Genomic DNA, 17,249 nt, shown 5'->3' on the forward strand with positions numbered 1-17,249 from the left:
TTAGTCGAAGAATTGTGCGGGCATGATTTTTTTACCTCTTCTGTATCTCTCGTGGCTGTAGTGCTTCAGGATTCATCGGGAATTACTGCTCCCCTGGCTTCATTTGAGGCAGTTTTGTTACAGGGGCCAGCAACCTGCTCAATTCTTAAAGGCCGACCATTATTCATGGTAATACTGATAGTGAGGCATTCAGGCGCTTCCATATGATAGATATAGTGAGTGCCTGCTTGTACATTTCGGACATAAGAGCCGACGCAGTGTTTCATTTTTATGCCTTCTTCCCGTAGTGCTTCAAAAGTCAGAATCGGTTTAATCCATTCAGTACCCGGGTGTGGTGGTAACGGAAACGGGAGCGGATTATCCTGTTCATCGAGAAGGATAAACCTCTGGTCGATGCCATGACGGTTACGTCTTGCCATTTCCCGATCATGGATTCGATTAAGCTCTGCCTCAGAGTTGCAGTTGGCCAATTCTCTATTCAGGGCAAGATCCATGCGCAGGCAATCCTGAATGATATTTATCAATCGAGCCCTTGCCCAGCGGCAGCCCATGCTTGCCAATAGTTCAAGCAGGCGTGAGTGAATCAGCTCCGGCATGGCGATCATCACATCAATATGCTCCTGCCGGATAACTGGCAGATGTCGTAGTTTAACCAGGTAGGCTGGCGTTGTGATAATAGACAGAAGTTTACTGGCGAAATATCGCTGGATGGATTCAATCTGAATTTTTTTCACCAGACGGTTCAGGGATTTGCTATTTGACATGCCCATGGCGGCAAGAATCTGATGCTGCTTCATGGCCAGCATTTTTCGGGCCGTGGACTCGTCAAGCTTATGGTTGATACAGAAATCAACCCAGTACCACAGAAGCACCGGGTTGCTGAAAAACAGATCCCGAGCTTCCTGCCATTGGGCTACCAGTTTCAGCACAAAAAATTTATGGGCACCAAAAAAATCAATGTTGCGCTGGACTTCTTCGGGGATGGTATTCAGCCAGTACTGAATATCCTCACAGTGCGCCATGGAAGAGAGGTCAAAAGCGATGGAGCTATGAAATTCCGGCTGTTCCACCTCATGATCAATAATGGAAACCCAGTCCAGCTTTTTCTGCCAGCCACCCACCACTATTTTGCAGGGATAATTCAGGTAAGGTAAACAGTCGATGGTAAGGCTGTGATGGGAGTCGCACCAGGTGAATTCTTTTTCTTCAGGGAGTGAAAGGGCGGTATTTTGCATAGACGCGTTATAGTCCTTTTAAGTGCTTTTCCATTGAGTTCATGGACTCTCTATAAATCATATCTTCCAGAAGATTTTAGGTATTCTACTCTATAATGTCTGACGGCTAAGTCGTAATCAGATATCGTTATATGCTGTCTGAGCGTGATTAAGCTTGAGAGCAAATGGTAAAGTTGTTGCCTTCTATGAATTGATCCCATTTTTTCTGATAGATTCTAGGCTTCATCAGAAACGCCTCATCAGTATGGACCTCCTTTTCAGATACTCCAATCCCGTGTCCAGTGGAAATACCTCCATGCTCTGTAAGGATACATCGGTTGTGGAATACATCCCCATTTGGAGTTTCTTCCAGCTCATAGACCTTCACATCAAGAGACATGCCAGTCTCAATGCCCTCAAGAATCGCCTTCTTTACGAAAGAGGCGTTTGGAGATTTGGTATGTTGCTTATAAAAAAGTTGAACGTACGGAAGCCTGCTGCTGACTCTATGAATAGACATGTTGTTTATTAAGTAGGTGACAAGGTCGGTTGCTTCATCAGTCCAACCATAAGGATCAATAATTACTACTTGTTTTGTCGATAGCCTAAGCATGTTATAAACGGCTTCAGAAAATCCTTTTTTTGTTCTGATGATATCTTTCTGAACTTCATGGTTCCAGGGGCTGTCAGCGTCGTACATACTATCTGGTGTCAAGCTGTGGTCAACGCCAAGTGATTGTTTAGAAAGAATAATGTTGAAGGGAATTCGGCTGTTTTCTATTAATACCTGATGCTCCCATTCATCGTCATTGATTGCGGTATTCTCTCTAACTACCAATGTCTCTAACAGTTTTTCAACCATTACGACATAGCGTTGACTTTGTAAAGACTGGCTATCTGCGGGGCCATTTCTCAAAAAATAGCTTCGAAGTTTACTCGAACGGGTCTTTGGAAAGCAGCTGACAACTCTGGGGCTTCCCAAGCCATATTCTCTCAGAAACTCTGTGTAATCTCGCTTGGTTAATGCCCAATAAGAGAGTAGAGATGGGGCAATAGCATATTCATGAAGCATTACATCAACTCCTCTCTACGTTCAGCAAAGAACCCCTGAGGCCAGCGGTCAATAAATTCCCCATCCTCATCAATGCGTATGTGCTTAACTTTAACGCCATTTTCTGAGGGATCCAGATAAATAACCGATACATCATTCGGGTTAACACGCTGGTACTCTAATGGAAGCTCCTGTTCTGATGTCTCTCTTATTCGTCGTAACAACCTCAAAATAAGGTGCTCACTATGCGTCTCAACGAGAAATGAATGCTTGTGCCTGTTGGAGAGAAAAACATCGGCGAGTTGGACCTGGAACCTCGGGTGAATATGTAACTCAGGTTGCTCAACGCTGACTAAACCAATATGGTCATGATTGGCAGCAACAACGATTGGAAGAACCTGGGATATACCGGTACCAAGCTGATTTGCTGAGAGCAAAATATCAGAACGCAACTCCTTGAAGAAGATGCTGCGTTTGTTAAGCAGTTCAGAAAATTGACTATTACTATCCAGTCCTGCTGCTTCAGCAATGGACTGATTCATCACCTCATAGCCAGTATCCAGCTTATCCGGAGAGGCAAACCAGTTGCTGGTCTCACGAAGTAGTCTTGCCGCTTCCTTATTACTGTCAGGGTTTTTATAGAGCAAATCCCATGCAGCTGCTCCGTCCACCCAATCAGTTTGTTCTGGATGGGGATTAGGCACGTAGTCATTGTCTGGCACCAAACGAAGAGGTCCAATTTGTATACTCTTTTCAAGGTATTCCAGAAGCTTGTCCAGGGGCAGGACGAATGCTTGGCTTAAGACCTGCCGAATAACCAGAAAATTAAAGTGCTCTTCAATATCATCAATATCCTGCCCATTAAGGTTGGTGAGCATCGGGTAACCCATGTAGGGGATAGCCCCATTTCTGCAGGCCACACTAATCGGACCAATACGACTCGGAACATGAAGACCTTCATCCTCTTCATCTGCTTTTGTTGTTTTTGCAAACTGAGAGGGGTTGAGACTATCTAAGACATATTCAAACTCAGTATGATACTGGTCAGCCTCAAGTGGCTCCCTTTCATCCTCTTCACCGTATTCTGATTCGAGCCAGTCATCTGTGTTGTAGGGGATAAGCAATGGGTGAAGTGTGTTCAGAGCCTGAATCGCAGTGTTCTTTTGGTCTTCAGATGAAGAAATGCAGCCAATATAAGCATCATTTATCCATACTCGGTAAAACTTGACAAACGCTTTCTGATAACGCTGTGACCAGGCTATTTCAAACTCAACGGCACCAGTATCTATACTGCCTCCGAAGTCTTCCATTAACAGATATGAACTCTGAATATGGTTGGACATATCAAAAACATCAGCACCGTAGTGTACAAAAGGTGTTTTACCAGGTTCAAAGTCAAGCTTTATTTTGATGTTTTTCTTCAGATCCTGACCGTGAACCAATGCTCGGAATCCACCAATGGTTTTGCTGCCCAACGCATCCAGCTTCTGTGGGTCACAATGTCCCTTTGCCAGAATTTGCTGTACATAGGCCAGTGCCATCAGGATGGAGCTTTTGCCAACGCTATTAGGTCCAAAAAGCAAGGTCACCGGAGCTAGATGAATAGTCTGGGTCTCTTTGAAAGAGCGAAAGTTTGTCAGTGCTATCTTTGTCAGTTTCATTGCTGATTTTCCTATTCTGATCCAACCACTTCCAGGTCCGCCATTGTGGTTTTCTTAATATACAGTGCTGTACTGCCCAAGAGCTTAAGGCCCTCCTCGGTAATCGATCTCCGGCTTAACCCCGGCTGCACAATGACCACATGGAATTTTAAAGATGTTGTTCTGGCACGGTCGCGAATGGCTGCCAGATCACGAATTTCTCCTTTGAGGAACCGGGAGTACTGCGGTTGCCAGTGCGCCTCACGCTTTTTTATATGATGATATAGAGATTGCAGGTTGAGATGCTTCCAGCGAATACAACGTTGTGCCTGCCCGCAAACCTCGTAAAGATCTTTGAGTCTCGCACCAGGATCATTGGCACTTGAGTATTTTGCATGAATCAGAGTCAAAAGAATTTCGTTATCCAGTGCTTTCAATGCCACCAGATCGGCCGACTCCCCCGAGCCATCGTCATTTATAATAACATCGTAGTCTGAAAGGATATGATCAAAGTAACGCCATTGAATTGAGTCCCTTTTTCTCTGCTTACCCATGGACTCTTTACGGATATCTGTTCCATCCCAGTCCATGGTCGAGATATTTTCTGCTGAATATAGGCCAGCATTTTCACCTACATGTACGATACGATCATTATAGGAAAATGCACTGTCGGTGTAATAAATCATGATGGGGTCGGACATCATGAAATCTGATAGCGGCTCAGATACAGAACTCCCTTTTTTGATGGAAATTCCGTCACCTTCGACCAGTTGATAGTCAAAACCACGGGAGTTAATGTTTTCATCAATCACCAGTTTATAGACCGAACGCTTCTCCTCGCTGGAGAAAACCAATCGAACGCTGCCGTCTGCTTCCTTGCCGTCAGTTTCCAGATCTATCATATAAAAGGGGGCGGAATGATCGGCAAAGAAAAACTCAATTTTATCTTCGTATGTAGTTAACAGTTGTTCGCCCCATTGAGCAGATATCGGGTGGCCGGAGTATGGAGCCTTAAGTGCTTCAGGTCTCAGAAAGTGCCGGGTGATATTCTGTTCGTCAGTGTGTTCAGCAATGATTTTGTCCCAGACATCTTTTACCCATCTACACCAGTCGGCAATGGAGCCACCTTTCTGTGGTGACCAGACTTTGCCTTTGCGCTGAGAGCATCCCCAGATAACCCGGTTACCGTTTTCATAACCCAAAGCTGCAATATTACTCAAACTGGATTGCGAGGCTTCGATTAATGAAAGACCATCGGTGACGTTGGAGCCGAAGTATTGAGTAAAACTGATTGAGCCAATTTGGGCCGCGCCCAGGTTTCTGGCCAATGGGTATTCGATACCATTGAAGACGTTGAAAATTTGTTCACCATTTACGAGTCGACAATGGCCTTCACACAGCGACTCTGCCATTTTTTCAACCCTAAACAGCTTATAATCATTGGAAAATACAAATAGTGCCTGTCGATCTTGATCCCAGTGGGCAATCAGAAGTTTATAATTAGTGTCTTTTAACTCTTTGAAAGAGCCCCACTTGACCGGCGCTGCCTGTATGGCAAGAATCACCAGCAGCTTCTTCTCCTCGGAAATGGCATGCCAGTACTGCTCAAGTTTGGGCAGGTGTTCTGTAAACAGCTCAGGCTTCCATTGTTCACAGTGGGTATGAAAGAACATAGAGGTAAAGGAGGGCTCCAGGTTCCACAGGGAAATCTGGTTATGAAGATCTCCTTTATGCTTCAGTGATTCAACAACTTCTTGCAGTATCACTTCCCGTTCAATTCGTCTTTCCGATAAGCGGCGCAGTACACTATCCCAGTCAGCGCCTATGGCATAAAGGTTTTGAAGGTCACCCTCCACGGCCGGATCGGCAACATTCATAACCACACTGGCATGACGAATTGACTGATTATGGCTGGTACGAGTAAATCGGCCAATAAACTGCAGTGTGATTGCAAGGCTTTTATGATGATCGTGCAGAGCAGCAATTTTCAGGTTAGGCAGGTCATAACCTTCACCAAGCATATCCACACAGATCACAATTCGGGCATGGCGAGATAGCAGATTGTCGAGCCGTTTGGAGACCTCTGTTTTTCCATAGTCAGAGTGGATAACGATGGGGTTAAACTCAGGAGCTATCTCCTGGTATAGAGCCTGTAATGACTCCGCTCTTGCTTTTTTGGCAGTGCGAGCCATCATCAGGTGATCAAGGTTCTGGCTGATATCTTCCCGTAACCGATTAACGGCGATTTCTGCGATTTTCCTGTCGATACGTTCTTCGTAATACTCTTCAACAGGGATAAGTTCTACATGGGTAAAGTAGCCAGCACGTTGGGCTTCTCCCATGGTGTAACTATAAATAATTCGCCCGCCCAGGGCTTGCCTGTCATTCCGAAAAGGGGTGGCCGTGAACTGAATAACCCGCTTACCGTCAAAACGGTCACGGATATCCCGCCAGGATTTTGCAGAAATATGGTGGGCTTCATCGACAAAAAGGTGAGAACACCGCTGGCAGAGCTGGTCAACGGCATCCGGATCACTGGCTGAGAAAACATTGGGAAGCGCAATAATTACATTGGCACTGTCTGCCAGTTGGTGGGCATGTTCAATGCTCCTTATGCCTGATTCTATAATCGCAACAGAAGGTAGCTGAATATTACCGGGAATAACTCCCATTTCAGGCAGAAATCCCAGAGAAAAAAACTTACGGGCTGTCTGGTGGCGCAATGATTTGGAAGGGACGATAACCAGAACCTTTTCACAGCGCTGATAGACCAAAGTAGCCAGCATGGTTTCTGTTTTACCGGTTCCGGTTGGCAAAACAATGGTTGCAGGTTCAAGTTGACGATCGGTTGCAGACCAGGCAGAGATGGCATGGAGGGCGCCTAACTGAGGTCTGCGTAACCCCATTTCATGGTGTTCCTGATTTTCCTCTTTGAACTGAAACTGACCTCGCCAGGATTGGCGTATATCATCAGGGTTAGAAGCCACTTCACGATCCGGGAAGTGTTCCCATACCAGTTGGGTATCTTCTGTTAAGTCTTCAAGGTTAAAAGGCCGCTTTGCTTTGAGAACTGCAACACCTTCGGGACAGCGCCCCTTGAGTTTCGGGTTTTTCAGGTATAACTGATTCAGAGTCCCGGCAAGCTGGCTGGTAAGTTTGAAGTAGCCTGGGTACTCAGAAACCTGAACCTGAACAGTCAGGGAGACTTGTCGCACAAGCTGCTGTACAACAGCGTTATCACCAATTTTTTGCTTAGGTGAAAATTTTGCGGGGAGCATGATTGTGACTTGTAATGGCGCAAACAAATCCATTTGTGGTTAATGTCCTAACTTACAGCTGGCCGGAAAAGGCTTTTTGGCTTAGTGATTTAAAGAGTTCATCAATTTGATCAGAGCTGCTATTCATTTGACCTAATCTGTTAAGAATGGTCAGCTCAATCTCCTGATACTTTACTTGTTCCTCAATGGGAGGAATCAGGATTTTTATATCCTGCATCTCTTGGGCATTGATATTTGCCATACCCACAATGCTCTTGCACATGTTCATCAATGTGCGTTTGCCATGTTTGGAGTTCAGGTATGCGGAAATGTAGTAGGGGTTGCCCTTTTCATTGACGCGTGCACGAATCAAATAGCCTGCCAGAGCCATTGGGTAGTCAAAAGAGTAAACAGCAGTCTTGCCCACTAACTCGCGTGAGTTGGTGCGGTTGAACACTAGATCTCCTTTATGAGCAAGGTACTTTGGCTGTTCTTTTTCAGACAAGTCTACATATTTAAGATCATCAAGATTCCACCGACCTTGATAAGTGATATTGCCCATTCTGAGAACGGGGTATTCGCCTTCTGTCTCTGAAGCTTTGGCTGAGGTTCCGTACTTGGCCTCCTCTAGCAGATCCCGGATAGAGCCGACTGGGTAGCTCTTAGGATTGCTTATAGGGTCACCAAACATCTTCAAAAACACTGCTCGAAGGAAGTCATCAGCAAGGTTAATCGCTTTCTGGCGCTTGCGGCGAACTTCATCGGCCTCATCGAGGATGGCGGCGATGCGTTTTTGCTCGTCTATGTGCGGGAGAGGAACTTCTAAATGACGAAGAACATCTAAGGTGATGCCCTTAACAGTGGCCCCCTTACCTTGCTCTTCAAGATATTTTGCTTTTGACTCTAAAAAACGCAACAAATACGGTTTGAATATTACGGTTTCGTCCTTAGCAATCAGAGCTTTGAGGTCTTGGTTGATTGCCATGTCAACAATGTTTAATGCGACTTTTCCAAGCGCCATTCGAGTAGGGATAATGATGTTTCCAGCTGGTATTACATTGGTCGCAGACTTGGATACACCAAGCTCTGTAATATAATCAGCAGTAACTTCCAATCTGGTGGTTTTGAAATCCTTGACCGAGGCCCAGGGTATATCCCCTCCCCAATACCCAGGGTTGCTTTTGCTGGGTGTTCCGCCGCCAATGATATCAACTAAATTTCCCAGTAAGGCACTCACAGCATGCCCTCCAGCTTTTTCAGGTCAGCCAAAATTTCTCCTTCCAGAGAAATTAAGGCTTTCAAAATATCTTCAGGTTCATCGTACTTCTGCTCTTCATAAACCTCTTTCTTGTAACGATTAATGGAGAGGTCATAGCGGTTATCGATAATATCTGCTGCGTCAACCACAAAAGCCTTTTTAGTCTTATCGCCAAAGACCCGATTGATATCCTCAGCAGAAGCATTAGCTTCCAGTAGCTTGCGGTATTCCTTCCATTGAGCAATAGCATCCGGCAGGTCATTGCTGTCTTCACCCTTCAACTCATTCCGTTTATCGTCCAGAGAATAACCATCCGCTTTCAGGTCATAGAACCAGACGCGCTCGGTTGAGCCACCCTTGGTAAATATCAGAATGGCGGTAGAGACGCCGGCATAGGGCTTAAAGACACCGGATGGCAGACTAACAATCCCTTCCAGCTGATTATTCTGAATCAGCCCCTGGCGCAGCTGCTGGTGGGCCTTACTGGAGCCAAAAAGCACACCGTCGGGCACAATCACAGCGGCACGGCCACCCAGCTTCAGAGCCCGCAGAATATGGGCAACAAACAGCAGCTCGGTCTTTTTGGTTTTCACCATACCCAGTACATCCGGGTTAGTATTACTTTCATCCAGGCTGCCCTTGAATGGTGGATTGGCGAGAATCACATCAAAGAAGTTCTCTTCCTGTTGAGGAAAGCTCTCCTTAATGGATTTGCTCAGGCTGTCCTGGTAGAGAATATTGGCACCATTCACGCCATGCAGAGCCATGTTCATGCTGGAAACACGCAGCATGGTGGTATCAAAGTCAAAGCCCCAGAACATCTGGCTGTTGATATGGGCGCGGAAGGGTTCCAACATATCACCAGAGAAATGCCAGTTGCCTTCCTCATCCTGCCAGCGACCACCTTCTTCTTCAGAACTTGAATGTTCCTGATTCAGGTATTCCATGGTTCGGGCAAGGAATCCAGCCGTACCACAGGCCGGGTCACAAACGGTTTCTGTTGGCTGAGGATCCACCATTTTGATCATGGCATCGATAATATGTCGCGGAGTTCGAAACTGCCCATTGATGCCAGCTGTGGTCAGCTTGCTGAGGAGATATTCGTAGATATCGCCTTTTACATCACTTTGAGTCAGGGGCAGTTTATCAACCATGGCCACTGCACTGACCAGTACGGATTCGTTCTTGATTTCAAGGTCTGCATCTTCCATGTACTCGGCAATATGCCCAAAACCGGTCTCACCGTCTTTACCCAGCTCGCTGAAAAAAGGGTAAACCTTGCCTTTCAGGTGTTTGTGTAAGTCTCTTCCAGAGAGGTTCTTGAAGTTCTTCCAGCGCAGAAGTTGTCCTTGCGGGGAAAGTGGAAATAGCAAGGGGAAGTCTTTGCCAGTTCGGGCAGCCTTTCGCTCGGCCACATCTTCCTGCATATCGAGCATGCGGGCAAAGATCAGGTAACTGATCTGCTCAATGACCGTTAATGGGTTGGTGATACCTCCAGTCCAGAACTTGGACCAGAGTATGTCGATATCGTTACGGATACTTTTGATTAGCATGCAGTCTTTCTTCGTTAAGTGGTCTGAGTGGGGTCAGATTGTATAAAAGGTTTCAACACAGAGATTAAGGTGCCCACATCGTCTGGTTTAAAGACCCCATCAATACCTTCATGGGATACCGTGGTAAATGGAGCGTCATAGAGTTTGTCTACAACAATACTGCCGTGCTGGGCAATGTAATTTTTCAACAGGTTCATAAAGCGAACCTGCTTTGCTGTGAGTTCCGGGTGATCATGGAGAAAGCTCTTGAAGTGCTCTTCTATGGCTTTTGGATCCAGCCCGATCAGTTCACGAATGGTTATCTGTAGTTTATCAGCGGTGCGACCATAAAACTCGTTCAGTACTTGCGGGTCAACTCCGGGATGACTGGTCAGTATGGTTGAGGTGAGGGTTTTCAGCTCACCTTCGGCAATGGTCTCACCTCGATGTATTTTCTGTAACGTCGGGTTCGCGGAGATCATATCGTCGAGAATGGCTTTTAAACGTCGACGGTACATCATGGCTTCATTGGCGCCAGTCACCTTGTATTCTCTGGTTTCTTCTCTGACGCTACCATCCCTGGTACTGGTTGATGGCTTGGAATAGAGGCCACCACCGCCACCGGACTGACGGTATTTCATAATCCCGCGTAACTCCCGGCGAGCGTTCTCAAGTTTATCGATACTCGGTGCCTGCCAGAACTGAGCGCTACGTACCTCGGCAATCACGCTATCCTTCTGGCGAACCGCCTGAATATTTACCGCTAATGTATCCAGCTCTGCCAGCAATTGATCTCGTCCATCTTCAAAACAGCTGGCTTGATCAACAAGACAGCGTTCAATAGTAGCGATCAGCTTGTCCAGCTGAATGGCAAATTTATCCCGCAGGGGGCGTGATGCCATCAGGGGCGCAATGGTATCTGCGAGGATATGTTGTGTTCTGGCATCCAGTTTTTGTAGCAGGTCAGTCTGCTGCAGCTGGTGGACCAGGCGCAGTTCACGTCGGACGGCGATACTGTCATCCGGAAGATCGTTAATATCGGCTCGCAGTAACTCAATAGCTGTATCAAAAGCTGCAACATGATTTTTCTTCAGTGCCTGCTGAGCCAGTTCCAGCCGGGCCTCAAAGGTTGTTTGAAGCAATGACTTTCCGCCCGTATCCTGTGGCTCTTTGTATACCTGATCAAAGAATTCAAAATTGCCATAATGATCGAAAATAAGAAATTCGGTTTTGTGCTTATCCGGGCCAAACAGGTTGGGACGCAATCGAGTGCCTCGACCGATCATCTGCCAGAATTTAACCCAGGATTTGACGGGTTTGGCAAAGACCAGGTTAACAATTTCCGGTACGTCGATGCCGGTGTCCAGCATATCGACGGAGATGGCAATGCGAAAATCATTGTCCGGTTTTTTGAACTCTTTAATCAGGCTGTCAACATGGGGGATTTTGTTATGGATCACCTTGCAGACTTTGCTTCCATATTGGGGGTAGAGTTCACAAAATAACTCCTCCAGGTGTTCTGCATGATCCTGGCGCTGGGCAAAAATAATGGTTTTACCCACCAGTGAACCGGTTTCGTCTTTGATACCGTTATCAATCAGGTTTTCCAGAATGATGCGGTCGGTATCTTTGCTGAAGATTTTTCGCCCGATATCTTTGCCGGCAATCCGGGTGTTTTTCGCTTCTTCTTCGCCCAGGTCTTCTTCCAGTTGCCGTTTCTGCTCGTCAGTAAGATCATTGTAATGAATGCCTTCGCGCAGGAACTCGGTGGTCAAATCTTTTGCCCGAAAAGGTACCAGGTAGGGTGGTTCATTCTCGATGGCCGCATCCAGGCCAAATTCAAAGGTGGGGTCAGTTTGATCACAGCCAAACATGGTAAAGGTGTCACGGCTGACAAACTTTACCGGGGTCGCTGTCAGGCCAACCTGCAGGGCATCAAAATAATCGAACAGGTCCCGGTATTTGTTGTAAATACTCCGATGGGATTCGTCGGCAATGATCAGGTCATAGAATCCGACATCCAGCTGGGCAAACCGATTCATCATGCCAGGATATGTGGCGATATGAATACGAGTTGACTGGTCGATCTTGTTGGTTTCCCCAATAATACATCGAGGTTCAGAGGGCAGATTTTGTTTAAACGCCTCGTCAGCCTGGGTTCTCAGTTCTTTTCGATCACAGAGAAAAAGCGTGCGCTTGGCCCATCCTGCGCGAATGAGTAACTCGGCCAGAGCAATGGCAACCCGGGTTTTTCCAGTGCCGGTTGCCTGAATGATTAACGCCTTACGACGTTGGTTTTGGAAGTGCTCGGCAACGGTTTTGATGGCTTCTATCTGGTAAGGGCGGTCAACAATTTTCAGGTCAGGATTGTGCTGCTCCAGATCTTTCTTACGGTAGTTGCGTTGAAAGATCAGCCCTTGAAGACTGTCTTTGCTGTAAAAACCATATATGGGGCGATAGGTATTGTACTGCTGATCATCCCAGATATAAGTTTCATAGCCATTAGAATAGAAAATGACCGGGCGCTGGTGACCCATTCGTTCCAGTGCATCGGCATAAAGCCGAGCTTGCTCACGGCCTGCCTGCAGGTTTTCATTACTGCTTCTTTTTGCTTCTACGACGGCCAGAGGTTGCCCATTGTCGTCCCAGAGAACATAATCAGCTTTGCCATACCCCTTGGGGTTATTGGGAAAGTCAACTTTATGCTCAATACCAACCTGGTCGGTATCTTTAACATCCCAGCCTGCTTGCAGGAGCATTACGTCGATCAGTAATTTGCGGGTTTTTGCTTCATCCCATTGCAGGCTGTTTGCCACAGACTGGCTTTGCTGCTGACGCTGTTGTATGCCAGGTGTGGCGGGTGGGTTCAATTTGCCAGCGTATTGAATACGTTCACGGTCAAGCTGATCCATCACCCGTTGTAGCTCTTCTTGCTGCTTTTCCAGCTCTTTCTCATAACTGGATACTGACTTCTTTAACTGAGCCAAATTGTCTTTTGGGTCAGGAATTTCTTTCAGAGGAGGAATATCATCTTTGCTCTTGCCATAGTACTTAATGGCCATATACATAGCCAGTTGATGGGCAGTACTGAGTGCCATTACAGCAGTGCGGGCATCACCCTTACCGCCATGGGCGGGTTCATTTCCCTGAATGCGTATGAAATTAATCTGATGTAATAGTGACTTGCTGACGCAATCCACAAATACAGGGTCGGAGACAAGGTCGTAAAAACTTGATCGGGGCATTCTTGGAAGATTCTCTTCCTTGTAGATAGCCTTTGTCATCTCTTCGACAAAGCTGCGTAGTCGAGTCAGTGTACTGCCTGGGTCAATATGAAGAACTGCTTCTGCTAAACCGGCAAGCATGGCCAGCGATTCATTGCCGGGGCGTAGAAACTCGAAGTTCACTGATTTCATGCAATTAATTCCTTCCATGACAGCACAGATAATCATTTCCACCAATACAGCTAATGAAAAAACGCTTTTTTGTGCTGTTCATTTGCAAACCCTGTAAATCCTTAAACCAGAATATTCTACTGTTCACGACACTTGATGACTATTGCTGTCGACGAATAATTTGGCTTCAGTATTCCAGTAAGAGAATGAAAAAATGGCCAGAGTTAATCACGATTAACCATTTCGAAATTAGACGTAGAGCAAAGTATGTAGACATCGAGAGCCCTAAAATGAGGTTTTTCAACACTTGAGCTATCTGTTTTGTTATAAGTAGATAAAGGCAACCAGAAACAAGCATAAGGAGATATGATGACAGTCTGGCTGGTAAGGGCTGGTTCCCAAGGGCAGTATGAACAGAAATTTCTTCAGGATAAACGGATCTACCTGACCTGGGATGATCTTAATATCCCTCTGGATCAGTTGCAGGAGCGCAGTGAGCTGATGACGCAGCTGCAGCAGACCTATGGTGATGAGAAACCCCGAAGGCTAAGTAATAATGTGGGCCAGATCTGGCCCTTCGCCCATGTAATGAAACAGGGAGACCGGGTGATTCTCCCCTCAAAACAGCAGCCGGTGATCTATGTGGGTGTGATTAGCTCGGACTATCAGCACCAGATGGATGCCGAAAATCCCTACTTCCACTGGCGTTCTGTTCAATGGGAGCCGGAAGGGGTTCCTCGATTACATTTTTCTCAGGATTTGCTGTACAGTTTTGGGGCCTTTCTGACTATCTGCCAGATCAAACGCAATAATGCAGAAGAGCGGTTGAGCAAAATGGCTGCCTCGGGCTGGCAGCCGGAAAGTCAAAAACAGATTGTTACCAGTGTGACAAGCAGTACCGACGATGAAGATGCCAGTGATGAACGGGTGGATTCCGATCTGGAAGAGTTGGGGCATGGTCAGATAATCAAATTGATCGAAGCCAAGTTCAAAGGCCATAACCTGACACGGCTGGTGAAAGCTATTCTGGAAGCCCAGGGTTACACCTGCTGGCAAAGTCCGGAAGGTGCTGATGGCGGTGTAGATATCCTTGCAGGCGATGGGCCTATGGGTTTTGGGGAACAGAGTATCTGTGTAGAAGTGAAGTCCGGTGGAGGGTTGATTGATCGTCCTACTGTGGACAAGCTGATGGGGGCTATGACCAAGTTTAATGCAACCCGTGGACTGTTTATCGCCTGGGGAGGTTTTAAAAGTAATGTGCAGAAAGAGCTGGCTTCCAGCTTCTTCCGTGTCCGCCTCTGGTCTCAGCAGGATCTGCTGGAACAGCTTTTTCTCCATTACGATAAGCTGGATGACGAGATCAAGGCGGAGTTGCCATTGAAACGTATCTGGACAGTTGCGACAGTGGACTGAGATATATTGAGGGTTCTTCTTTTTGAAAAGTCCCTAAACTTGTTCTTTTTCCTCATTCCTAACCCGTAATAAAAATCATAGTGATTTAGCCTGACGATCAGTGCTGATATCTCTACTAAGTACATGACCGTTTGCTTTTCAGGACGCCGCCAGGTCTTCTGTGGCCTGGGAACAGGGAAATATATGATTTCATTTGGTCATGTACTTACAATATTAATCTTACTAACCGTGTCGTATTGGTATCGTGATGGACTTACAAAAAGCAGTAACGCTGGCAGAACAATTTGTTAACGATGAAAGTTACCCGATTGTTGCCCGTTATAATCAGAATCGTCAGATTTTCGATGTGCTTGATTTAAATGAGACGGGACTTTCAGCGGTAATTGCCTGGTTGCTGAACCCCGCTGAAGGGCATGGTTTAAATGACTTTTTTATCAAATCCATGCTGCGGGGAGCGATTACCAGTGAGGGATATACCAGCCCGGTCTCAATACTTGAGCTGGAGAGTATGAATCTCCATGGCTTGAGCGTACATAAAGAGTATGGACTTGATGGCTATGAACGGAGAATTGATATTCTGGCCACCGATATCGATAACAAGCTGGTGGTTGTGATTGAGTATAAATATGGTAGTGGCGAAACAAACAATCAGCTGGCCGCGTATTCTGAGAGGGTTGAGAAGAAAATTGAATCTGACCCTGGGTATCGGGTTATCCGTATTCTGATGGATGGCCAGGAAAAAACAGATAGGAATAAACTGGCTGCCAGCCAACAGGATAAATGGGCTATTGTTTCCCATTCCTGGCTGATTGATGCACTGACTCAAGCTGTAGAAAAGGATACCGGCTCGGATGCCTGTCAATGGATTTTGAAAGATCTCTTGGTTCATTTGAGCAGCTGTTATGAACTGGACAACGTTTACAACAGTGCCATTGGGCATATGGCAGGTATGGCCAGCAGGCATCAGGATTTGGTGGATCAATACAGTGAAGTAGTGCTGGCTACAGGTGAAAATGAGCTTAATATCTGGGAACTGGATGATATTGGCTTGATTGGACTGAACAAGCAGTTAGAACCAGGGCCGTTTGATCAGGTAGTGCTCCTTCGCAAGTTTTTCAAAACCAATGCTACCTTGCTGTCTACCCTGGCTCAGTATGCCCGGCTGGAGTGGTTGCAAGAGCTGCTTGACAAGCGTTTTCCGGGGCAGCTTGATTGTAGGCCTTCTGATAAAAAAATCGCTATGCTGGATATCTTTCAGTTCAGTTGGGCCAAGTTTCAAAAAACGGATCAGCCATTATGGCCTTTTTATCTAACTGTTGAGCAGCACCGGCAGGAGGATGGCGAAGAAATTCTCATTAAGTTCATTCTACAGCGATCTGGAGTACGTAATGATGAGCTTGCCTGGTCAATCGTTGACGCCTTTGGTCGACGGGTGAAAAGTAACTGGCAATATACGACGCTCTTTAAATTGAGGGTTGATGACAAATCCAATATCAGGGAAAACCTGCTTCAGGAATTAGTGGGCAGGCTGGATTGGATAAATTCAGTGCTGGCAGGGTTGCACTAATCCTGTCAAAAGGAATCTGGCTGTGCTGAAATTCTTCTTTTTCTTCACAGTTTGGCCAAAATACCGTTGGCCATAAGCTGTTTGCCAACATCAAAGGCTCAGCGACATAGAGTAATGGCCTGTTAGTGGTTTGGAAGATATTGTGGGTAAACGTTCAGAAAATCAGAAAGAACGTGTCTTGCCCTGATTATTGACTTGCAGCCTGTAACGTTGCTTTTGGCAGCAGGTATTGTTTCTGGTTTGGGGGGATCATGAAGAGAGTAAGTTTTCTTCTGTTAGTGGTGGCAATGTTGGCGGGTTGTGGCCCAGAAAAGGTTGATCAATCGTCGATCTGTGTGTACCGGACGGATGAAGAAGCTAAACAGTGTAAAAACGGACAGCTATCCTATTTCCGGCCGTCTTCCTGGGGCAGTGAGCAACTCCCCTTGAATGTGGCTGCCACTTATTGTGATTTAAATCATGAGGTGATTTACAACAGCGCGGGTGTGGTTTGTGTGTTCACCAGAGAGCGGGCTGATCTGTGATTTGCTGCGGCGGTATTATTTGATAAAGTGCTCTCCCCGTGTCTGCATTGCAGGCACGGAAAAGGTGATGAAAGGAGAAAAACATGCCCAAAAAACGAAAACCGGCACGACGGGATACCGCCGCACAAGAACTATGGAACCCGAAGTACCGTATGAAGGTGTGCAGGGATAAAACCAAATATTACCGTAAAGAGAAATCCTCAAAAGGCCGCTTTGATAGCGGCCATTTTTTTATGGGGTTTGATGAATTTCTGATTTTCGCCTGCTGAATCTGCTTTCACTGTGGGCTTATCAATTTACCAAAGTATGCCCATTCTCTTTCCCAATGTAAGTAAAAAAGTGTTTATTTTTCTGCGGCTTGCATCACAAGATTAATCCAGATCAAAACTTGTACATCC

General features: G+C 46.2%; 11 protein-coding genes and 1 pseudogene. 4 read left to right on the forward strand and 8 right to left on the reverse strand.

What is annotated here, in order from left to right:
* Positions 1-65 precede the first annotated feature (65 nt).
* The 8 genes and pseudogenes from ACO6UY_RS19715 to ACO6UY_RS19750 all read right to left on the reverse strand — a co-directional run bounded on the left by ACO6UY_RS19715 (position 66) and on the right by ACO6UY_RS19750 (position 13,368).
* Positions 66-1,235: a PcfJ domain-containing protein gene (locus tag ACO6UY_RS19715; RefSeq protein ID WP_422490957.1), complete on the reverse strand. Its 1,170-nt coding sequence runs from the start codon at positions 1,233-1,235 to the stop codon at positions 66-68.
* Between the two features lie 148 nt (positions 1,236-1,383).
* Positions 1,384-2,286 (reverse strand): hypothetical protein, encoded by a 903-nt coding sequence (locus tag ACO6UY_RS19720; protein ID WP_422448529.1) that lies wholly within the window; start codon positions 2,284-2,286, stop codon positions 1,384-1,386.
* On the reverse strand, positions 2,286-3,740 hold the full coding sequence (locus ACO6UY_RS19725) for a DUF3696 domain-containing protein (RefSeq protein WP_422466319.1): 1,455 nt from the start codon (positions 3,738-3,740) through the stop codon (positions 2,286-2,288). Before ACO6UY_RS19725 ends, ACO6UY_RS19720 begins: the two co-directional genes overlap by 1 nt.
* 54 nt (positions 3,741-3,794) lie before the next feature.
* Positions 3,795-3,926 (reverse strand): annotated as a pseudogene (locus tag ACO6UY_RS19730) (AAA family ATPase); the annotation flags it as partial.
* Between the two features lie 11 nt (positions 3,927-3,937).
* Positions 3,938-7,216, reverse strand: a complete 3,279-nt coding sequence (locus ACO6UY_RS19735; RefSeq protein ID WP_422490958.1) for a DEAD/DEAH box helicase — start codon at positions 7,214-7,216, stop codon at positions 3,938-3,940.
* Between the two features lie 19 nt (positions 7,217-7,235).
* Positions 7,236-8,399, reverse strand: a complete 1,164-nt coding sequence (locus ACO6UY_RS19740; RefSeq protein ID WP_422448523.1) for a restriction endonuclease subunit S — start codon at positions 8,397-8,399, stop codon at positions 7,236-7,238.
* Positions 8,396-9,973, reverse strand: coding sequence for a type I restriction-modification system subunit M (locus ACO6UY_RS19745; protein WP_422448521.1), 1,578 nt, complete (start codon positions 9,971-9,973; stop codon positions 8,396-8,398). The genes ACO6UY_RS19740 and ACO6UY_RS19745 overlap by 4 nt, the downstream gene beginning before the upstream one ends.
* 14 nt (positions 9,974-9,987) lie before the next feature.
* Positions 9,988-13,368: a DEAD/DEAH box helicase family protein gene (locus tag ACO6UY_RS19750; RefSeq protein ID WP_422448519.1), complete on the reverse strand. Its 3,381-nt coding sequence runs from the start codon at positions 13,366-13,368 to the stop codon at positions 9,988-9,990.
* A gap of 345 nt (positions 13,369-13,713) precedes the next feature.
* Here ACO6UY_RS19750 and ACO6UY_RS19755 point away from each other — a divergent pair, with 345 nt between their 5' ends.
* The 4 genes from ACO6UY_RS19755 (at position 13,714) to ACO6UY_RS19770 (ending at position 17,120) form a co-directional block, all read left to right on the forward strand.
* Positions 13,714-14,760, forward strand: coding sequence for a restriction endonuclease (locus ACO6UY_RS19755; RefSeq protein ID WP_422448517.1), 1,047 nt, complete (start codon positions 13,714-13,716; stop codon positions 14,758-14,760).
* A gap of 247 nt (positions 14,761-15,007) precedes the next feature.
* Positions 15,008-16,327, forward strand: coding sequence for a PD-(D/E)XK nuclease family protein (locus ACO6UY_RS19760; protein ID WP_422448515.1), 1,320 nt, complete (start codon positions 15,008-15,010; stop codon positions 16,325-16,327).
* Between the two features lie 251 nt (positions 16,328-16,578).
* Entirely contained in the window at positions 16,579-16,851 is a 273-nt protein-coding gene (locus ACO6UY_RS19765; RefSeq protein ID WP_422448513.1) for a hypothetical protein, read from the forward strand.
* An 83-nt stretch (positions 16,852-16,934) separates the two neighbouring features.
* Positions 16,935-17,120 carry a hypothetical protein gene (locus ACO6UY_RS19770; protein WP_422448511.1) on the forward strand — a complete coding sequence of 62 codons (186 nt, stop codon included), beginning with the start codon at positions 16,935-16,937 and terminating at the stop codon, positions 17,118-17,120.
* The last annotated feature ends 129 nt before the right edge of the window (positions 17,121-17,249 follow it).

The sequence above is a fragment of the Endozoicomonas sp. ALE010 genome, from assembly GCF_049310165.1.
Classification (GTDB): domain Bacteria; phylum Pseudomonadota; class Gammaproteobacteria; order Pseudomonadales; family Endozoicomonadaceae; genus Endozoicomonas.